We start from the raw sequence: 16,537 nt of genomic DNA, 5'->3' as shown, positions 1-16,537 counted from the left end.
ACAGGGCAGCAGACACCCATTCTAACTACGTGGCCCCGGTCACGGTCACCAGCAGGTGTCGAGGAAGAGCCGGTGCAGCCGGTCCTCACCGTTGACCTCGGGGTGGAAGGAGGTCGCCAGCAGGTGCCCGTGGCGTACGGCGACGGGGTGACCCGACACGCTCGCCAGGACCTCCACCTCCGTGCCGGTCGCCTCGACCCAGGGAGCCCGGATGAAGACCGCCCGGACCGTGTCCTCCACCCCGGCCACGCTCAGGTCGGTCTCGAAGGACTCCGTCTGGCGGCCGAACGCGTTGCGCCGCACCGTGATGTCCAGGCCGCCGATCGTCTCCTGGCCCTCGGCACCGTCGAGCAGGCGCTCGGCGAGCAGCACCATCCCGGCACACGTACCGAAGACCGGCATCTTGTCCGCGACCCGTGCCCGCAGCGGCTCGAGCAGCTCGAAGGTCCTGGCCAGACGCCACATCGTGGTCGACTCCCCACCGGGGAGGACGAGCCCGTCACAGGTGTCCAGCTCGGCCTGGCGGCGTACGGGAAGGGTCTTGACCCCCAGCCGGGTCAACGTGGCCAGGTGCTCGCGGACATCGCCTTGGAGAGCGAGTACGCCGATGGTCGGTGCAGTCACCTCGGAAGCGTAGTTCGCGGCGACCGCCGCGCGGAACTCGGCTCAGGCGGTGTTGCACTCGAAGGAGGCGAAGGCGAGCACGGCACTGCTGGAGAAGTTCACCTGGACGGTCGTCGCGCCGTACCAGCCGGTCCCGGTGAGGTGGGAGCGCACCCGCACCTGCAGCCGGGTGTTGGAGAGCAGGTTGAGGCCGATCAGGTTGCCCAGCGTCGTCGCGTTCTGCTGGTAGGCCTGCCTCGAACCGGCGGCCCCGGAATGGGCGACGGTCAGGGCGGCACCCTGGTTCTGGTTGGTGTCCCGGTTGAAGAACTGCAGCTGGTAGTCGTAGCTCGCCAGCGGCGGCGCGGAGGCCGGTACGACTCCCTCCCACCGCAGCGTGATCGTGCTGCCGAGCGCCTGGTTCTGCGCCTGGCAGTTGCCGGTCCCGGTGCCGTTGCCTCCGCCGGAGGACGGCGTCGCGGTCGGCGAGACCAGGCTGGTCGTGCCGAGCGTGCCGCCCGTGACCACGACCGGGTCCGCCCACGCCGCCCAGGTCGGCGGCATCGCCGTGCCGATCAGGAACGCGAGCACGAGGACAGCGAACGCGAGCCGCCCTCTCCGGCGGGGTCGCGGAGGTTCTGGCGGCTCGGGGACGGCGGGGGCGCTCGGAGCGGACGGGTTCGCCCGGCGGCGCATCAGGATCGTGAGCAGCAGCGCTGCGTAGCCGGCGAGCACGAAGATCCCCGGCGGATGCGAGAGCCAGGCGATCACCGCGCCGAGATGGGGTACCGAGTAGACGACCCGGTCGGCGGCGGTCACCTGGTAGGGACGCAGGTCGGCGGCGTCGTTGGCGTCACCCTGCATCCGCAGCAGGGAGCTCGCCTCGGTGTGGTCGATCGAGACGACCCGGTGGGTGACCCGCGTACGTTCGTACGGCACCGAGATCACATCACCCACCGCGATCTCGCGGTGGTCGACCGGCACCGCCAGCGCCAGGGAGCCGGTGGGGATCGCCGGCGACATCGATCCGGACCGGAAGACGAGCGGCCGTACGTCGAACACGACCCCCGCGAGCAGCGTCAGCAGGCACACCACACCGGCCACCGCGGCCAGGGTGAGCGCGAGATCGCCCGCCCGCCGGGTAGTGACGGTGACGAGGCGCCGAAGACCCGTCACGGGAGCTGGGTCCCGGTGAGCGTGAAGGTGATGTTGCTCGAGCGGCCCTGGGCGGTGTCGGGAGAGTCGGTGCCGAGCGTCACCTGCAGGCAGAGGGTCTGTGACGTGCCGGGCTGGAGCGTACGCGCGGTCGCGATGCCGGAGGGCGGCAGTGGGCCGCCGGTGCCGGCGAGCGCCGTGCCCGGACAGGTCTGGTTCAGCGTGCCGTCGTTGGTCACGCTCGTGTCGGCGGTGACCTTGAGGGTCAGCGGGGACAGCGTGGTGGTCGAGGATCCGCTCGTCATCGTGTAGCTCAGCGGGATGGACCCGACGTTCTGCACGGTCAGGATGCCCGCCGAGGACGTGCCCGGGTACATGCCGGTGAGGCTCAGCGCCGTGAAACCGGTGTAGGGGTCGGCACCGTTGACCTGGAGGTCGAGCGTGCCCGTGGTCAGGGTCGCGCCGCTGACCTCGACCGTGTCGGTCCAATAGGCCAGCGTCCCGGTCGCACCGATCGAGACGACCGCTCCGAGAGCGAGCAGCGCGCGTACCCGCGCGGACCTCACCGCCCTCTTGAACGCGGCGCCCAGGCGCCGTCGCGGACTGGTCATGGTCTTCCCTTTCGCTTGCTGCGCAGGACGAGGGCCGTGCCCCCGCCGATCGAGAGTGAGGCCAGGGCGATCAGCCACCACCTCACCGGGCTGCCGGTGTCGGGCAGCAGGCCACCGCCGGCCGGAGCCTGGGCCTCGGGCACGTCACCGACGGGCCCGGTCCCGTCGTCACCAGTGGCGTCGTCCCCGGTCAGACGTACGTCGAGACTGAAGGTGAACGCGGAGTCCATCGTGTCGTTGCCCGAGCCCGGCGCGTACGTCGCGACCACACCGATCCGTTCCCGACCGCCCCGCTCCAGCCGGCCCAGCGAGATGCTGGAGCCCGGCCGCACCTCCTGCCATTCGCCCGATCCGCGGCGCAGCCGCAGGTTCATCGCACCCTCGGCCACCAGGCGGTCGGTGTCGCGGATGTCGGCGCTCACCGAGAGCGCACCGCGGCTCTCCCCGGCGTCGCGCACCCAGAACGTCGCCGCCCGTGAGTCGCCGGGCACCCAGCGCGTCTCCGGATCGAACAGCGGCTCGGGCAGGTCCGCGGCCCAGGTGCGGCCGTCGTTGCTCAGCTGCACAGGCTCGGTCGCGGCCGCCGACGGCGCGGCCGCGGCAAGGGTCGAGATCACCAGGAGCGCGAGCAGGAGGCGTACGGCCGTCATGGCTTCGCCGCCGCTTCCCCGGCCCGCTCCCGGCGGCGGTCACGGATGGAGCCACCGAACATCACCAGCGCGTAGCCACCGAGCAGCCCGGCGCCGACGAGCCTGGTGATGGCTCGCTGCTCACCGGTCAGCAGCGAGTTGAGATGGCCGACGTAGGGCAGCCAGTACCAGCGCTCGCCGCGCACCTGCACCATCCGCACCGGCTTCACGTCGTCGGCGTCGTTGGCGTCACCGCGGGTGGTGAAGACGCGTTCGCCCGTGGTGTCGGTGCCGATGCCGGTGATGCGGTGCGTCGCGACCGCCGGCTCCCCCGACCTCAGCTGGAAGGTGATCACGTCGCCGATCCGGAGGGTGGCCGGGTCGACCGGACGTACGACCACCAGGGACCCTGGTGGCATCCCGGGCCGCATCGAGCCGCTGAGCACCGTGAACGCCTCTCCTCCGACGATCCGCGGCGCGGCGACACCGAGGACGATCACGGCTCCGGCGGCGATGATCACGAACCAGACCACGAACTGCCCGACGAACCCGAGCAGGGCTCGGGGCCCGGGGACGGGCAGGCGTCGCTCACCCGATGACGAGGGCCGCCGGGTCGACACCGTGCCTGCGCCCGTCATGGACGCCGGCTCACGGTTGTGGCTGACACGCGGATCAGGGGTTCGGGTTCTGGCCCGAGCTCTGGTCCTGGGTCAGCGTGATCGTGATCGCGTCCAGGGTCGCGGTGATGTCCTGGGTGTCGTTGGCGTTGATCGTGGTCGCGTCCCCGTACGGGAAGACCACCTCGACCTGGGCGACCAGCGTGGTCGGGCCGTCGATAGCGAACGAGTCGCCGTCGCCCACCGGCTCGCCGCCGAGCTCGTAGTCCGCGGTTGCGGTGAGCTGCATGGTCGTCGTGGCCCGGTCGGTGGTGTAGGTGACCTCGCCAGGGGCCGACACGGTGGCGGTGAGGTGATCACCGGCTCCGGTCACCTCGAACGAGCAGGACTTGGTGATCGAGTCGCCCGGCACGATCGTCGCGACCGCGGAGCCGTCCGGGTAGGTCCACCCCGCCTCGCACGTGCCGTCACTCAATGCCATGTTGCCGGTGGTGAGCGTTCCGCCCGAGGCGGTGCCCTCATCGGTCCAGTAGGCGAGCGTCCCGGCACCACCGAGAAGCAGGACCGCAGCGGCCGCGGCGGCGACTGCACCCTTCGTCGACTTCTTCATGACTTCGTCCCCATCTCCACAGGGACGCGGTGCCCCCATATGTATGGATCCAAGATCCATTACTTGGGGACGTTTTCACATAGGAAACCCATAACTACTTTATTTCAATCCGTTGGTCAGTTTTATGGCAGTTCAGTGCATTTCGGATCTATTTCCTCTCACATGCGAAGCGGCTGCGCACCCCACCGAGGGGATGCGCAGCCGCTTCTGTACGACGTCGGTCGCGACCTACCAGCCGCGCTCCGCGAACTGGATCGAACGGGCCGGCTCGTCGACGTTGATGCCGACCATCGCCTCACCCAGGCCGCGGGAGACCTTGGCGACGACGTCGGGGTCGTCGTGGAAGGTCGTCGCCTTCACGATCGCCTCGGCGCGCTGGGCCGGGTTGCCGGACTTGAAGATGCCGGAGCCGACGAAGACGCCCTCGGCGCCGAGCTGCATCATCATCGCCGCGTCGGCCGGGGTCGCGATGCCGCCGGCGGTGAACAGGACGACCGGGAGCTTGCCGTTGGTGGCAACCTCCTTGACCAGCTCGTAGGGGGCCTGGAGCTCCTTGGCCGCCACGTAGAGCTCGTCGTCGGCGAGGGCGCCGAGACGCCGGATCTCGCGGCGGATCGTACGCATGTGGGTGACCGCGTTGGACACGTCGCCGGTGCCGGCCTCGCCCTTGGAGCGGATCATCGCCGCGCCCTCGGTGATGCGGCGCAGCGCCTCGCCGAGGTTGGTCGCGCCGCACACGAACGGCACCGTGAAGGCCCACTTGTCGATGTGGTTCTCGTAGTCGGCCGGGGTCAGCACCTCGGACTCGTCGATGTAGTCGACCCCCAGGGACTGCAGCACCTGCGCCTCGGCGAAGTGGCCGATGCGGGCCTTGGCCATGACGGGGATGGAGACGGCCTCGATGATGCCGTCGATCATGTCGGGGTCGGACATGCGGCTCACGCCGCCCTGGGCGCGGATGTCGGCCGGGACGCGCTCGAGCGCCATCACCGCCACCGCCCCGGCGTCCTCGGCGATCTTCGCCTGCTCGGGGGTGACCACGTCCATGATCACGCCGCCCTTGAGCATCTCCGCCATCCCGCGCTTGACCCGCGAGGTTCCCGTCTCATTCGTGCTTGTTGCCATGGAGCGATCGTAAGTCGGGGCAGGACGTACGCCACCCTCGGAAAGCCCTGCTCAGGCCACTGTTCCCGAAGTGGACTGCTAGGAGGCCAGTGCTAGGAGGCCAGTGCGTCGACCGCCTCGGCCACCGCGGTCGGGGCGCCGGCGAGCGACCAGAGGACTCCCCCGGCCTCGACCTGGGCCGTGGTGCCGCCGGCGCCGAGGACGAGCCCGGCACCGGGTAGCCGGTCCCAGTCTGGGACGGAGTGCTGGCAGAAGAGGTGGAGCCTGCCCTGGGCGATCGCGGTGAGGTCCATCGACCCGGAGCCGAGGATCCGGATCGAGGCGGCCTGGCTGGCGACGCGGACGTAGGCCTCGCCGACCGGGTGCTTCAGCTTCGAGGGGTGCAGGTAGGTGGTCAGGCAGGCGTGGGCGAGAGGGGCGTCGGGCATCGCGTCGAGCCGGACGCCGTTGCGGGTGGTGGGCAGCTCGGGGCCGCCGACGTAGACGGCGTCCTCGGCCGGTGAGTAGACCGCCCCCAGGACGATGTCGTGCTCGTCGGTCAGGGCGAGCGCCGAGCACCACCAGTCGAGGCCGCGTACGAAGTTGTAGGTGCCGTCGACGGGGTCGATGGTCCACACCCGGCCGGTGGTCGACTCGCGGGCCGAGCCCTCCTCGCCGAGGATGCCGTCGCCGGGATGCTCGGCGGTGAGGCGCTCCACGATCGCCGTCTCGGCGGCCTTGTCGGCGGCGGTGACCAGGTCGGAGACCGAGGTCTTGGTCTCGATCGAGTCGCCGATGCCCTCGCTGCGCATCTTCGCGGCGAGCGAGCCGGCGCCGCGGACGAGCTCGGTCGCCAGGCGTACGTCGTGTTCGGTCGGCGCGGTCACGCCGACGCCTCCTCGGCGATGGCCTGCTTGCGGACCGTCCAGACGCGCTGGCCGACGGTGACGGTCGAGGCGACGGCGAGGATCCACAGCGCGATGTAGATCAGCAGGTCGAGGTCGAAGATGCCGGCGAAGCCGGTCAGCACCAGAACCAGGACGAGGCGGTCGGCGCGCTCGGCGATGCCGACGTTGGCGGTGAAGCCCAGCGACTCGGCGCGGGCGCGGGCGTAGGAGGTGACCGCGCCCATCACCACGCACCACAGGGTCAGCGCGAGATAGAGGTCGGAGTCGCCCGGGCCGGCGAAGTAGAGCGCCAGGCCACCGAAGACCGCGCCGTCGCCGATCCGGTCGAGGGTGGAGTCCCAGAAGGCACCGAACTTCGAGGTGCGTCCGACAGAGCGCGCCATCGCTCCGTCGATCAGGTCGCTGAAGACGAAGCAGGTGATGAAGATCGTGCCGGCCAGCAGCTCGCCGCGCGGGTAGAACGCCAGCGCTCCGACCGCTACTCCGATGGTGCCGACGAGCGTCACGACGTCGGGGCTGATCTTCAGCGCCACGAACAACCGGACGATGGGCGCGAGGACGACTCCCTGAACGAAGCCTTTGATGTGATCCAACATGGCGTCGCTCACGCTATCCGAAGTAGGCGCTGGTTGAGCCACGAGCGCAGCGAGCGTGTCGAAACCAACACGGTCGTCTCGGCGCTCCATCCGACTGTGTTGGTCTCGACACGCCTTCGCCCAGCGGCTCCGGCGGCTCGACCAGCGGAGCTAGGTTCCTTCGGTCAGGTCGCGGACCTCGGCATAGCGGGAGCGGACGGCGGGATCGGGGTCGGCCTCGTAGGTCTCGGTGCCGGCGAGCTCCCAGGCCGGCGGCTCCTCGCCGCCGGTGAGGACCCAGGCGGCCTGGCGGGCGGCGCCGTCGGCGACGTACTCCCCCGGCTCGGGTACGACCACCGGACGGCCGAAGACGACGGGTGCGATCCGGCGGACGGCCTCGGATCTGGCGCCGCCGCCGACGAGCAGCACGCGGCGTACCTCGGCGCCCTGCTCGACGAGCGCGTCGATGGCGTCGGCGAGGCCGCACAGCAGACCCTCGACCGCTGCCCGGGCCAGGTGCGCCGGGGTGGCGGTGGCGAGGGTGAGGCCGTGCAGGGCGCCCTTCGCGTCGGGCCGGTTGGGGGTGCGCTCACCCTCCAGGTAGGGCACCAGCACGAGGCCGTCGGAGCCCGAGGGCGCCGAGAGCGCGAGGTCGGAGAGCTCCTCGAGGGACACGCCCAGCAGGGAGGCCGTCGACGAGAGCACGCGGGCGGCATTGAGGGTGCAGACCAGGGGCAGGTAGCGGCCGGTCGCGTCGGCGAAGCCCGCCACCGTGCCCGTCGTCTCTGCCGTCGGTGCCTCCGCGACCGCACAGGCCACGCCCGAGGTGCCGATCGAGACCACCACATCACCGAGCACAGCGCCCAGACCGAGGGCCGAGGCGGCGTTGTCTCCCGCGCCGGCGCCCAGCAGGGCACCGGTGGAGAGAGCCGAGGACGTACGGCCCGCCGACTCTGCCGGACCGAGCACCCACGGAAGGGCGAGGTCGCCGCGGCCGAAGGCTCGCTCGAGCAGGTCGCGCCGATAGTCCCCCGACGGCGTGGCCCAGTAGCCCGTGCCCGACGCATCGGACCGGTCGGTCGTGAGCGTGTCCAGGCCGGCGGCCCCGGAGAGCTTCCAGGTCAGCCAGTCGTGCGGCAGGCAGACGCCGGCCACCTTCGCGGCCAGCTCGGGCTCGTTCTCGGCCAGCCAGCGCAGCTTGGTGATGGTGAAGGAGGCCACCAGCACCGAACCCGTCTGGGCCGCCCACCGCTCCGCACCGAGCTCGGCGTTGAGGGCGTCGGCCGCGGGCGCGGAGCGGGTGTCGTTCCACAGCAGCGCGGGACGTACGACCTCTCCGGACGCGTCGAGCGTGACCATCCCGTGCTGCTGGCCGCCGACGGCGATGGCCTCGACGTCGTCGAGACCTCCGGCCGCCGCGACCGCCTCGCCGAGCGCGGTCCACCAGTGGTCGGGGTGGACCTCGGTGCCCTCGGGGTGCTTGGCCGAACCCGAGCGGACGAGCTCTCCGGTCGAGACGTCGCGGATGACGACCTTGCAGGACTGGGTCGAGGAGTCGACCCCGGCTACGAGCGCCATGCTCAACGGAGACCGAGGAGGTGGTCCATCGCGAGCTGGTCGAGGTGCTCGAAGCCGAAGCCGTGGTCGAGCTTGTCGATGTCGTAGGACGCGTCGCGCAGGTCGTCGAGGGTCTCCCCCGCGGCGAGCGTGGGCTGGGCGAGCTCGTCGAGCTGGGACGCGGCGAGTGCGGCCTGCACCTCCGGGTCGGCCCGGAAGGCGAGCGCCCGCTCCTTGAGCACGAGGTAGTTCTTCATGCAGCCGGCGGCCGAGGCCCACACGCCGGCCTCGTCCTCGGTGCGCGGCGGCTTGAAGTCGAAGTGGCGCGGGCCGTCGTAGCCCTTGCTCTCGAGCAGGTCGACGACGTTGAACGCACCGCGCAGGTTGCCGGCGCCGAAGCGCAGGTCCTGGTCGAAGCGCGGGCCGTGCTGACCGTTGAGGTCGATGTGGAAGAGCTTGCCGTGCCACAGCGCCTGCGCGATGCCCGCGGCGAAGTTGACGCCCGCCATCTCCTCGTGACCGACCTCCGGGTTGAGACCGACCAGCTCGGGCCGGTCGAGGGAGTTGATGAAGGCGATGGCGTGGCCGATGGTCGGCAGCAGGATGTCACCACGGGGCTCGTTCGGCTTCGGCTCGATGGCGAAGCGGATGTCGTAGCCCTTCTCGGTCACGTAGTCGCCCAGCAGGTTGACGGCCTCGCGGTAGCGGTCGAGCGCGTGCGCGATGTCCTTGGCGGCATGCGACTCGGCGCCTTCGCGGCCACCCCACATGACGTACGTCGTCGCCCCGAGCTCGGCGGCCAGGTCGATGTTCCTGGCGGTCTTGGCGATCGCGAAGCGACGGATGTCGCGGTCGTTGGAGGTGAAGCCGCCGTCCTTGAAGACGGAGTGGCTGAACAGGTTGGTGGTCGCCATCGGGACCTTGAGGCCGGTCTCCTCGAGCGCGCCCTTGAGCTTGTCGATCTGAGCCTGACGCTCGGCGTCGGTCGCGTCGAACTCGAAGACGTCGTTGTCGTGGAAGGTGATGCCGTACGCGCCGATCTCGGCGAGCTTCTCCACCGAGTGTGCGATGTCCATCTGCGGCCGGGTCGGGCCACCGAAGACGTCGACGCCCTGCCAGCCGACGGTCCACAGGCCGAAGGTGAACTTGTCTTCCGGGGTGGGGGTGTACGCCGTCATAGCAGGTTCCTTACTTAGTTCACGACTTGGACTATCTCGCACTATCCAACGCGACCCACGTCACATTGTCAACCAGATGACGCGAGAGAACGCCTCCTTGACCTCAAGTTCATGACTTGGTCTAATCCCTGCATGAACCCTCGCTCAGAGCCTGCGCAACATGCCGGGATGCGGGCGAGCAACCTCTCGCTCGTGCTCGGTGAGGTCGCTCGCACCGGCCCCGCCTCCCGCGCCCGGGTCGCCGCCCACACCGGCCTGACCAAGTCGTCGGTATCCGGTCTGGTGACCGACCTGATCCACGCCGGCCTGCTCGAGGAGAGCGCCCCGGCGGCGGTCGAGCGTGGCCGCCCCGCCACGGCACTCACCCTCGCCCCGGACGGCGCGGCCGGGCTCGGCCTGGAGATCAACGTCGACTACCTGGCCGCCGTGGTGACCGACCTGTCCGGGGCGCCGCGCTACCACCATGTCGTACGCCGCGACAACCGCGGTCGCGAGGTCGCCGAGGTGGTCGCCGACGTCTTGGAGGTCGCCCGCACGGCCACCCGCAGCGCGGCCTCCCAGGGTCTCCCCCTGGCCGCGGCCTGTGTGGCGGTGCCCGGCCTGACCGTCGACGGCACCGTCGTACGCACTCCCAACCTGGGCTGGACCCAGGTCGAGCTCGCCGCCGCGATCCAGGAGGACACCGGGCTCGAGGTCGACCTCGAGAACGAGGCCAACGTCGCCGCGCTCGGCGAGATGTGGTTCGGCGGCCACGAGCAGGACGGCACCCCTCTGCGCGACTTCGTGCACGTCTCCGGCGAGATCGGCATCGGCGGCGGCATCGTGATCGACGGCCAGGTCTTCCGCGGCGCACACGCCGGCGCCGGCGAGCTGGGCCACGTCGTGGTCGCCCCCGACGGTCCGCGGTGCGCCTGCGGTGGCCACGGCTGCCTGGAACGGATGGCGGGACAGCAGGAGATCCTCGCCCGGGCGGGGGTGGAGACCATGGCCGACCTCACCCGGGCCTGCGAGGCGGGCGACCAGGCCGCGCTCGACGCCGTCGCCGACGCGGGCCGTTACCTCGGGATCGCGCTCGCCTCGGTCCTCACCCTCCTCGACCCGGCCGCTGTCGTGCTCGGGGGCGCGTTCGCCACGCTCGCACCGTGGCTCTCCGCGGCCACCTCGGCCTCGATCAGCCATCACACCGGCGCCACCGAGCCGCCGCCGCTGATGGTCTCCGGACTCGGCAGCGACGCGGCCGTGCGCGGAGCGGCCGGGACGGTCGTACGCCGCGTCATCGGTGACCCCGCGGCGTACCTCGCCCGGAACACCGCCCGCCGAGTCGGCTCATCCTGACCGTCAACCCTGCCGAGTCGGCTCGTCATGACGAGCCGACTCGACGGGACTTCCCGAGCGCCACCTAGCGTGAGACCGTCGCCGTCGTGATCCGGGGGTCGGCGGTGCTGACGCGGTGGACCTCGCCGGTGATGGTGACCAGCGCCTTGTCGCTGCCGGACTCGCCGGCGGCCGAGGCGGCGTCGACGCCGGAGAGCTCGGCGATGCCCTCGGCGACCGCGGTGGCGACCTTCTCCCCGGCCGAGGCGGCCACCCAGACCTCGACGTCGCCGGGCTCGACGATGCGGGTGAGGCTGCGGTCGGTGAAGGCCAGCCGCGTCGTGGGCACCTCGAAGAGCACCGTCGCCGACTCGCCGGGCCCCAACGCGACCCGCTGGTAGCCGAGCAGCTGCGAGACCGGCCTCACGACCGAGGCCAGCAGATCGCGGCCGTAGAGCTGAACCACGTCCACACCCGCGACATCACCGAGGTTGGTCACGGTCACCTCGACCCCGAAGGTGCCACCGGCAGCGACGGAGCGATCCGCGGAGAGCCCGCTGTAGCCGAAGGTGGTGTAGGAGAGCCCGAAGCCGAACGGGCGCGCCGGCGTCGGGTCGGTGCTGGTGACCTCGGAGGGACCACCCAGCAGCGGTTGAAGGTAGCTGTAGGGCTGGGTCCCGGAGACCCGCGGCAGCGAGACCGGGAGCCGGCCCGAGGGGTTGACCGCGCCGGAGATGACGCGCGCCAGGGCCGGTCCGCCCTCCTCGCCGGGGAAGAACGCCTGCAGCACCGCGGCCGGACGGGTCGCGTCGTCGAGCGCCCAGCCCAGGGCGTACGGCCTGCCGGTGACGACCACGAGCACGACCGGCGTCCCCGTCGCGACGACCGCGTCGACCAGCTCGCGCTGGACCCCGGGAAGGTCGAGCGACTCGGAGTCGTTGCCCTCCCCGACCGTGCCACGGCCGAAGAGCCCGGCCTGGTCGCCTACGACGAGGATCGCCACGTCAGCGCCCTCGGCCGCCGAGACCGCCGCCGGGAAACCGGAGCGGTCCGTGCCCTCGACCTCGCACCCGGCCACCACCTCGTACGAGGAGGCGCCGAGCTCGGCCCGGATCGCCTCGGCGATCGTCGGCAGCTCGATGCCCAGCGGCTGGTCGGGATAGCTCGCCATCACATGGTTGACGAAGGAGTAGCAGCCCATCAGCGCCTCGGGGCGGTCGGCGTTCGGGCCGATGATCGCCACCTTGCCGAGGCCGCCTTCGAGCGGAAGCACACCGTCGTTGCCGAGCAGCACGACCGACTCCTCGGCCAGCCTCCGAGCCAAGGAGCGGTGTGCCCGCGAGTCCAGGTCGACGGTTTCCGGAGCACCCTCCTCCAGCGTGCCCGCGAAGGACTCCTCGAGCAGGCCGAGCTCCTCCTTCTGCGTCAACGCCCGCAACACCGCCCGGTCGACGATCGACTCGGAGACCTCACCGGAGCGGATCAGCGCCGCGAGCGGCTCGAGGTAGGCGTCGCCGGTCGGCAGCTCGATGTCGACACCGGCCTCGAGGGCGACCGCGGCGGCCCGTCCGCGGTCGGCGGCGATCGTGTGCATCACCGCCAGGAACGCGACCCCGAAGTAGTCGGCGACCACGACCCCGTCGAAGCCCCAGGTCTCGCGCAGCAGCGTGGTGAGGTGCTCGACCGAGGAGTGCTGCGGCACCCCGTCGATGTCGTTGTACGCCGCCATCACCGACCTCGCACCACCGTCGAGCAGCGCCATCTCGAAGGGCGGCAGATAGATGTCGGCGATCTCGCGCGGCCCCGCGGAGACGGGCGCGTGGTTGCGGCCGGCGCGCGAGCCCGAGTAGGCGACGAAGTGCTTCAGCGTGGCGTGCACGCCGGCGGACTGAAGCCCCAGGACGTACGCAGTGGCGACCGTCCCGACGAGATAGGGATCCTCGCCGATGGCCTCCTCGCACCGGCCCCAGCGCGCGTCGCGGATCACGTCGAGCACCGGGGCGAGCCCCTGGTGCACCCCGAGCGCACGCATGTCGGCGCCGATCGTCCGGGCCATCTCCTCGACGCCCTCGGGGTCGAAGGAGGCGCCCCAGGCCAGCGGCGTGGGGAAGGTCGCCGCCTGCCAGGTCGCCAGTCCGGTGAGGCACTCCTCGTGGACCAGAGCCGGGATCCCAAGTCGGGTCTGCGAGACCAGGCGTCTCTGCTCGGCCCACAACCACGCGGCGCGCTCGGCGGGGTCGACGGGCCGGGTGCCGTACACCCGGCTGTAGTGGCCGAGCCCGTGGGCGGTGATCTCGGGGAGTCGCCGGCCGTCGCCCGCGTCCATCTCGTTGGCCATCGGCGCGACGACGTCGCCGCCGCGGTCGAGCCAGTAGCCCACGATCTGGGCGAGCTTCTCCTCCAGGCTCATCCGGGCGTGCAGATCGCGCACGCGCTCGGAGACCCGCGGCCAGGCGGGAAGGGGTGCTGAGTGAGTCACAGGAAGGTTCCGTTCTAGCCCTTGACCGCACCCTGCAGGCCGCTGACGAGCCGGCGCTGGAAGGCGAGGAAGAGCACGAGGGCGGGGATCATCGCGAGCGTGGTGAACGCGAGGACACCAGCGGTGTCGGCGGAGTGCTCGGTCGAGAAGTCGGCGACGCCGAGCGGGAGGGTGCGCATCTTGTCCTGGAGGAGCAGCAGCGGCAGCAGGTAGGCGTTCCAGGAAGTCACGAAGGCCAGCACGCCGACGGTGATCATGCCCGGCACCGAGAGCGGCATCAGGACCCGCCAGAAGATGCCGATCCGGCTGGCGCCGTCCATCAGCGCCGCCTCCTCGAGCTCCTTGGGCAGTGCCATCAGGAACGGCCGCAGGATGACCACCGTCATCGGCAGCGCGAACGCGGCCTGCGGCAGGGCCACGCCCCACCAGGTGTTCGCCATCTGCAGGTTGCGGGTGATGATGATGAACAGCGGGATGATCGCCACGGCCGCCGGGAAGAGCAGGCCGAGCACGAAGACCATGAACAGCGCCTCGCGCCCCCGGAACTGGTAGCGAGCCAACGGGTACGCCGCCATCAGCCCGAACACGACGGTCACCACCGTGGTGATGATCGCGATCATCGTCGAGTTGAGTGCGTACTGCCAGAACGAGGGGTTGCTCAGCACGCCGGCGTAGTTCGTCCACACCCATGGGTCGGGCAGCCCGGCCGGCTTGTCGGCGAGCTGGGCGTTGGTGCGGAAGCCGCCCATCGCGCCGTAGAGGACCGGGCCGATGGTGATCGCGACCACGACGAGCGCGAGCAGGTAGACCCAGAGGTTGCCGCGGATGGCTCTGGTCATCATGCCGCCTTTCGCTTCGTACGGTGCTGCTTGGCGGGAGCGTCGTCGGTGACGTCGCGACGCAGGATGAGGACCTGGTAGGCGAGGGCCATCGCGAAGGCGACCACGAAGAGGATCACCGAGGCGGCGCCGGCGATGCCGTAGTTGTGCCGCTTGGTGCCTTCGTCGATGAGGTACGTCGACATCGTCGCCGTCGCGTCCGCCGGACCGCCCTGGGTGAGGACCCAGATCATGTCGAAGCACTGGATCGAGCCGATCATCGACAAGAAGGCCCAGGTACGCATGGTGGGGCCGAGCAGAGGGATCGTGATCCGCCGCTGCGTCTGCCACCAGGAGGCGCCGTCGAGCTGGGCGGCCTCGTAGAGCTCCTCGGAGATGCCCTGCATGCCGGCCAGGAAGAGCAGCACGGCCAGCCCGAGGTACTTCCAGGTCAGCACCAGGAGCACGATCCACAGGGCGTACTCCGGGGTGCCGAGCCAACCCTGCTCGGGCGGGGTCAGCCCGACCCTCGCGGTCAGCGCGTCGATGAAGCCGTACTGCGGCTGCAGCAGCTGCAGCCAGATGACCGCGGCGATGACCTCGGCCAGGACGTACGGCACGAAGATGATCGTGCGCAGCAGGCCCTGGCCCCGCATCTTGCGGTTGAGCAGGAGGGCGATGGCCACACCCAGCGGGAGCTGGAGCAGGATCGAGCCCACCACGATGACCATGTTGTGGCCGACCGCGCTGCGGAAGACCTCGTCGCCGAGGACCTCGGCGTAGTTCTCCAGGCCGACGAAGTCGGTCAGGTCGCCGAAACCCTTCCAGTCATAGACCGAGAAGCGCACCGCGGTGACGATCGGCCAGGCGACGAAGAGCGCGATGAGCGCGAGTGCGGGGGTTACGAAGACAAGGATCTCCAAGCGCTTGCGCCAGGCATCACCACGAGGTCCGGAACCCCCGGGCGCCCGGCGTACAGCACCTGTACGCCGGGCGTCCGATGTGGCGTGCCCTGACACCGCCGGAGCGGCCTCGGTCACGTCGTACGTCACAGGCTCAGCTCACTTTTCCTTGTCCGCGGCTTCCTGGGTGGCTGTCACGATGTCAGCCCCCGTGCCCTTGCCCGCGAACACGTTGACGATGGCGTCGTTCATGGCACCTCCGACGGACTGGCCGAAAGCAGTGTCGAAGTAGAGCTGGACGTAGGGCGCGCTGTCGCGCACCTTGATCAGGTCGGCCAGCGCCGGGTCGGTCAGCGAGCCGACCGCGTCCGGGTTGGTCGGCAGACCCATGCCGTTCTCCGCGAAGCCCTTCTGGACGTCGGTGGAGAGCAGGTACTTCACGAAGTCGACCGAGGCGTCCGGAGCACCCTCGGAGACGGCCCAGGCGTCGCCGCCGCCCATCTGCGCGCCCGGGTCGCCCTGGCCACCGGTGATGGTCGGGAACGAGAACCAGCCGGTCTTGTCACCCAGGCCCTTCTTGTCCTCGGTGATGCCCTGCATCACTCCCGGCTCCCAGTGGCCGGCCAGCTCCATGGCGACCTTGCCGGTCGCAAGGAGGCCGGAGGCCGAGGTCGGACCCTCTTGGGCACCGGTGGAGAGGAAGCCCTTGTTGAACGGCTCCTTCGCGACGATGTCGGCGACGTCGTCGCCGGCCTTGGCGAAGCAGGGGTCGGAGAAGTCGAGGCTCTTGACGGCTGCTGTCAAGACATCCTCGGAGCACTCCCGGACCGCGGTCCAGTAGTAGTAGTGCGCGGCCGGCCAGGCGTCCTTGGCGCCGACGGAGACGGGCTGGATCTTCGCGGCCTTGAGCTTCGCGACGGCGTCGTCGAACTCATCCATCGTCGTCGGCGCGGCGGTGATGCCGGCCTCGGCGAAGAGGTCCTTGTTGTACCAGAAGCCGACCACGCCGATCGAGAACGGCAGAGCGTACGTCTTATCGTCGACCTGCCAACCGGCCACGGAGCCGCCGATCATCTCGATCTCGTCGGCCGCGTCCTCGGACAGGTCCTTGGTCAGGCCCGCCTCGACGTGGTCGGCGAGCTCGCCGCCGCCACGCTCCATGTAGACGTCGGGGACCTGCTCGGGATCACCGCTCTGGAACGCGGCATCGAGCTTGGTGAGCATGTCCTCGTGGGCGAAGGCCTGCACCTTGACATCGACGCTGGGGTTGGCCTCCTCGAAGTCCTTCGCGACCTGCTCGTAGTACCCCTTGCCGGGGTCGTTGTTGGAGTTGTGCCACCAGATGATGGTGTTGTCGTCGCCACCGGAGTCGCCCGAGCCGCCACAACCGGTGGCGGCAATCATCAATCCGGCGCACAGCGCGGCGAGCGCTTGTGTCTTCCTCGACATCTTGGGACCTCTTCGTCACAGCTCTGGA

Annotated in this window: 16 protein-coding genes; 1 reads left to right on the top strand and 15 read right to left on the bottom strand. The window is 70.4% G+C overall.

Annotated elements, in window-relative coordinates; genetic code table 11:
• Positions 1–45: 45 nt before the first annotated feature.
• The 11 genes from pdxT to xylA form a co-directional block, all read right to left on the bottom strand.
• Positions 46–624, bottom strand: a complete 579-nt coding sequence (pdxT, locus tag BLT25_RS01600) for a pyridoxal 5'-phosphate synthase glutaminase subunit PdxT (protein ID WP_091041239.1) — start codon at positions 622–624, stop codon at positions 46–48.
• A 42-nt stretch (positions 625–666) separates the two neighbouring features.
• Positions 667–1,779, bottom strand: coding sequence for a signal peptidase I (locus BLT25_RS01595; protein ID WP_176883534.1), 1,113 nt, complete (start codon positions 1,777–1,779; stop codon positions 667–669).
• Entirely contained in the window at positions 1,776–2,369 is a 594-nt protein-coding gene (locus BLT25_RS29665) for a SipW-dependent-type signal peptide-containing protein (protein ID WP_176883532.1), read from the bottom strand. The genes BLT25_RS01595 and BLT25_RS29665 overlap by 4 nt, the downstream gene beginning before the upstream one ends.
• Positions 2,366–3,019, bottom strand: coding sequence for a hypothetical protein (locus BLT25_RS01590; protein WP_091041236.1), 654 nt, complete (start codon positions 3,017–3,019; stop codon positions 2,366–2,368). The genes BLT25_RS29665 and BLT25_RS01590 overlap by 4 nt, the downstream gene beginning before the upstream one ends.
• Positions 3,016–3,636, bottom strand: coding sequence for a signal peptidase I (locus BLT25_RS01585; RefSeq protein WP_091041234.1), 621 nt, complete (start codon positions 3,634–3,636; stop codon positions 3,016–3,018). Before BLT25_RS01585 ends, BLT25_RS01590 begins: the two co-directional genes overlap by 4 nt.
• Positions 3,637–3,670: 34 nt before the next feature.
• Complete coding sequence (locus BLT25_RS01580) at positions 3,671–4,225, bottom strand: alternate-type signal peptide domain-containing protein (protein WP_176883530.1); 555 nt, start codon at positions 4,223–4,225, stop codon at positions 3,671–3,673.
• Positions 4,226–4,453: 228 nt separating this feature from the next.
• Positions 4,454–5,350, bottom strand: coding sequence for a pyridoxal 5'-phosphate synthase lyase subunit PdxS (gene pdxS / locus BLT25_RS01575; protein ID WP_091041231.1), 897 nt, complete (start codon positions 5,348–5,350; stop codon positions 4,454–4,456).
• 92 nt (positions 5,351–5,442) lie between these two features.
• The gene (locus BLT25_RS01570; RefSeq protein WP_091041229.1) at positions 5,443–6,216 is read right to left on the bottom strand and encodes an inositol monophosphatase family protein; all 774 of its coding nucleotides are present in this window, start codon (positions 6,214–6,216) and stop codon (positions 5,443–5,445) included.
• Positions 6,213–6,833: a phosphatidylinositol phosphate synthase gene (pgsA, locus tag BLT25_RS01565; RefSeq protein WP_091041228.1), complete on the bottom strand. Its 621-nt coding sequence runs from the start codon at positions 6,831–6,833 to the stop codon at positions 6,213–6,215. Before pgsA ends, BLT25_RS01570 begins: the two co-directional genes overlap by 4 nt.
• A gap of 150 nt (positions 6,834–6,983) precedes the next feature.
• Positions 6,984–8,390 (bottom strand): xylulokinase, encoded by a 1,407-nt coding sequence (gene xylB / locus BLT25_RS01560; RefSeq protein ID WP_091041226.1) that lies wholly within the window; start codon positions 8,388–8,390, stop codon positions 6,984–6,986.
• A 2-nt stretch (positions 8,391–8,392) separates the two neighbouring features.
• Complete coding sequence (xylA, locus tag BLT25_RS01555; protein ID WP_091041224.1) at positions 8,393–9,547, bottom strand: xylose isomerase; 1,155 nt, start codon at positions 9,545–9,547, stop codon at positions 8,393–8,395.
• 132 nt (positions 9,548–9,679) lie between these two features.
• Between xylA and BLT25_RS01550 the strand changes: the two genes are divergently transcribed.
• Positions 9,680–10,882, top strand: a complete 1,203-nt coding sequence (locus BLT25_RS01550) for an ROK family transcriptional regulator (RefSeq protein ID WP_091041223.1) — start codon at positions 9,680–9,682, stop codon at positions 10,880–10,882.
• A gap of 64 nt (positions 10,883–10,946) precedes the next feature.
• Here BLT25_RS01550 and BLT25_RS01545 read toward each other — a convergent pair whose 3' ends face one another.
• From BLT25_RS01545 to BLT25_RS01530, 4 genes are all read right to left on the bottom strand, one after another.
• On the bottom strand, positions 10,947–13,340 hold the full coding sequence (locus BLT25_RS01545; protein WP_091041221.1) for a beta-xylosidase/alpha-l-arabinosidase: 2,394 nt from the start codon (positions 13,338–13,340) through the stop codon (positions 10,947–10,949).
• Positions 13,341–13,354: 14 nt separating this feature from the next.
• Positions 13,355–14,179 (bottom strand): carbohydrate ABC transporter permease, encoded by an 825-nt coding sequence (locus BLT25_RS01540; protein ID WP_256328402.1) that lies wholly within the window; start codon positions 14,177–14,179, stop codon positions 13,355–13,357.
• On the bottom strand, positions 14,179–15,081 hold the full coding sequence (locus BLT25_RS01535) for a carbohydrate ABC transporter permease (RefSeq protein WP_256328401.1): 903 nt from the start codon (positions 15,079–15,081) through the stop codon (positions 14,179–14,181). Before BLT25_RS01535 ends, BLT25_RS01540 begins: the two co-directional genes overlap by 1 nt.
• Positions 15,082–15,219: 138 nt before the next feature.
• Positions 15,220–16,509: an ABC transporter substrate-binding protein gene (locus BLT25_RS01530; protein ID WP_091041217.1), complete on the bottom strand. Its 1,290-nt coding sequence runs from the start codon at positions 16,507–16,509 to the stop codon at positions 15,220–15,222.
• Between the last annotated feature and the right edge of the window lie 28 nt (positions 16,510–16,537).

The sequence above is a fragment of the Nocardioides sp. YR527 genome, from assembly GCF_900101045.1.
Taxonomy (GTDB): domain Bacteria; phylum Actinomycetota; class Actinomycetes; order Propionibacteriales; family Nocardioidaceae; genus Nocardioides.
The sequence above is the reverse complement of the archived record's forward strand: the minus strand, read 5'-3'. Positions and strand labels throughout refer to the sequence as shown.

Bases quoted from the DNA above. Each gene is read 5' to 3' on its own strand.
- BLT25_RS29665 (WP_176883532.1), bottom strand. From the start codon at position 2,369: ATGACCAGTCCGCGACGGCGCCTGGGCGCCGCGTTCAAGAGGGCGGTG.
- BLT25_RS01590 (WP_091041236.1), bottom strand. From the start codon at position 3,019: ATGACGGCCGTACGCCTCCTGCTCGCGCTCCTGGTGATCTCGACCCTT.
- BLT25_RS01585 (WP_091041234.1), bottom strand. From the start codon at position 3,636: ATGACGGGCGCAGGCACGGTGTCGACCCGGCGGCCCTCGTCATCGGGT.
- BLT25_RS01580 (WP_176883530.1), bottom strand. From the start codon at position 4,225: ATGAAGAAGTCGACGAAGGGTGCAGTCGCCGCCGCGGCCGCTGCGGTC.
- pdxS (WP_091041231.1), bottom strand. From the start codon at position 5,350: ATGGCAACAAGCACGAATGAGACGGGAACCTCGCGGGTCAAGCGCGGG.
- pgsA (WP_091041228.1), bottom strand. From the start codon at position 6,833: ATGTTGGATCACATCAAAGGCTTCGTTCAGGGAGTCGTCCTCGCGCCC.
- xylB (WP_091041226.1), bottom strand. From the start codon at position 8,390: ATGGCGCTCGTAGCCGGGGTCGACTCCTCGACCCAGTCCTGCAAGGTC.
- xylA (WP_091041224.1), bottom strand. From the start codon at position 9,547: ATGACGGCGTACACCCCCACCCCGGAAGACAAGTTCACCTTCGGCCTG.
- BLT25_RS01550 (WP_091041223.1), top strand. From the start codon at position 9,680: ATGAACCCTCGCTCAGAGCCTGCGCAACATGCCGGGATGCGGGCGAGC.
- BLT25_RS01540 (WP_256328402.1), bottom strand. From the start codon at position 14,179: ATGACCAGAGCCATCCGCGGCAACCTCTGGGTCTACCTGCTCGCGCTC.
- BLT25_RS01530 (WP_091041217.1), bottom strand. From the start codon at position 16,509: ATGTCGAGGAAGACACAAGCGCTCGCCGCGCTGTGCGCCGGATTGATG.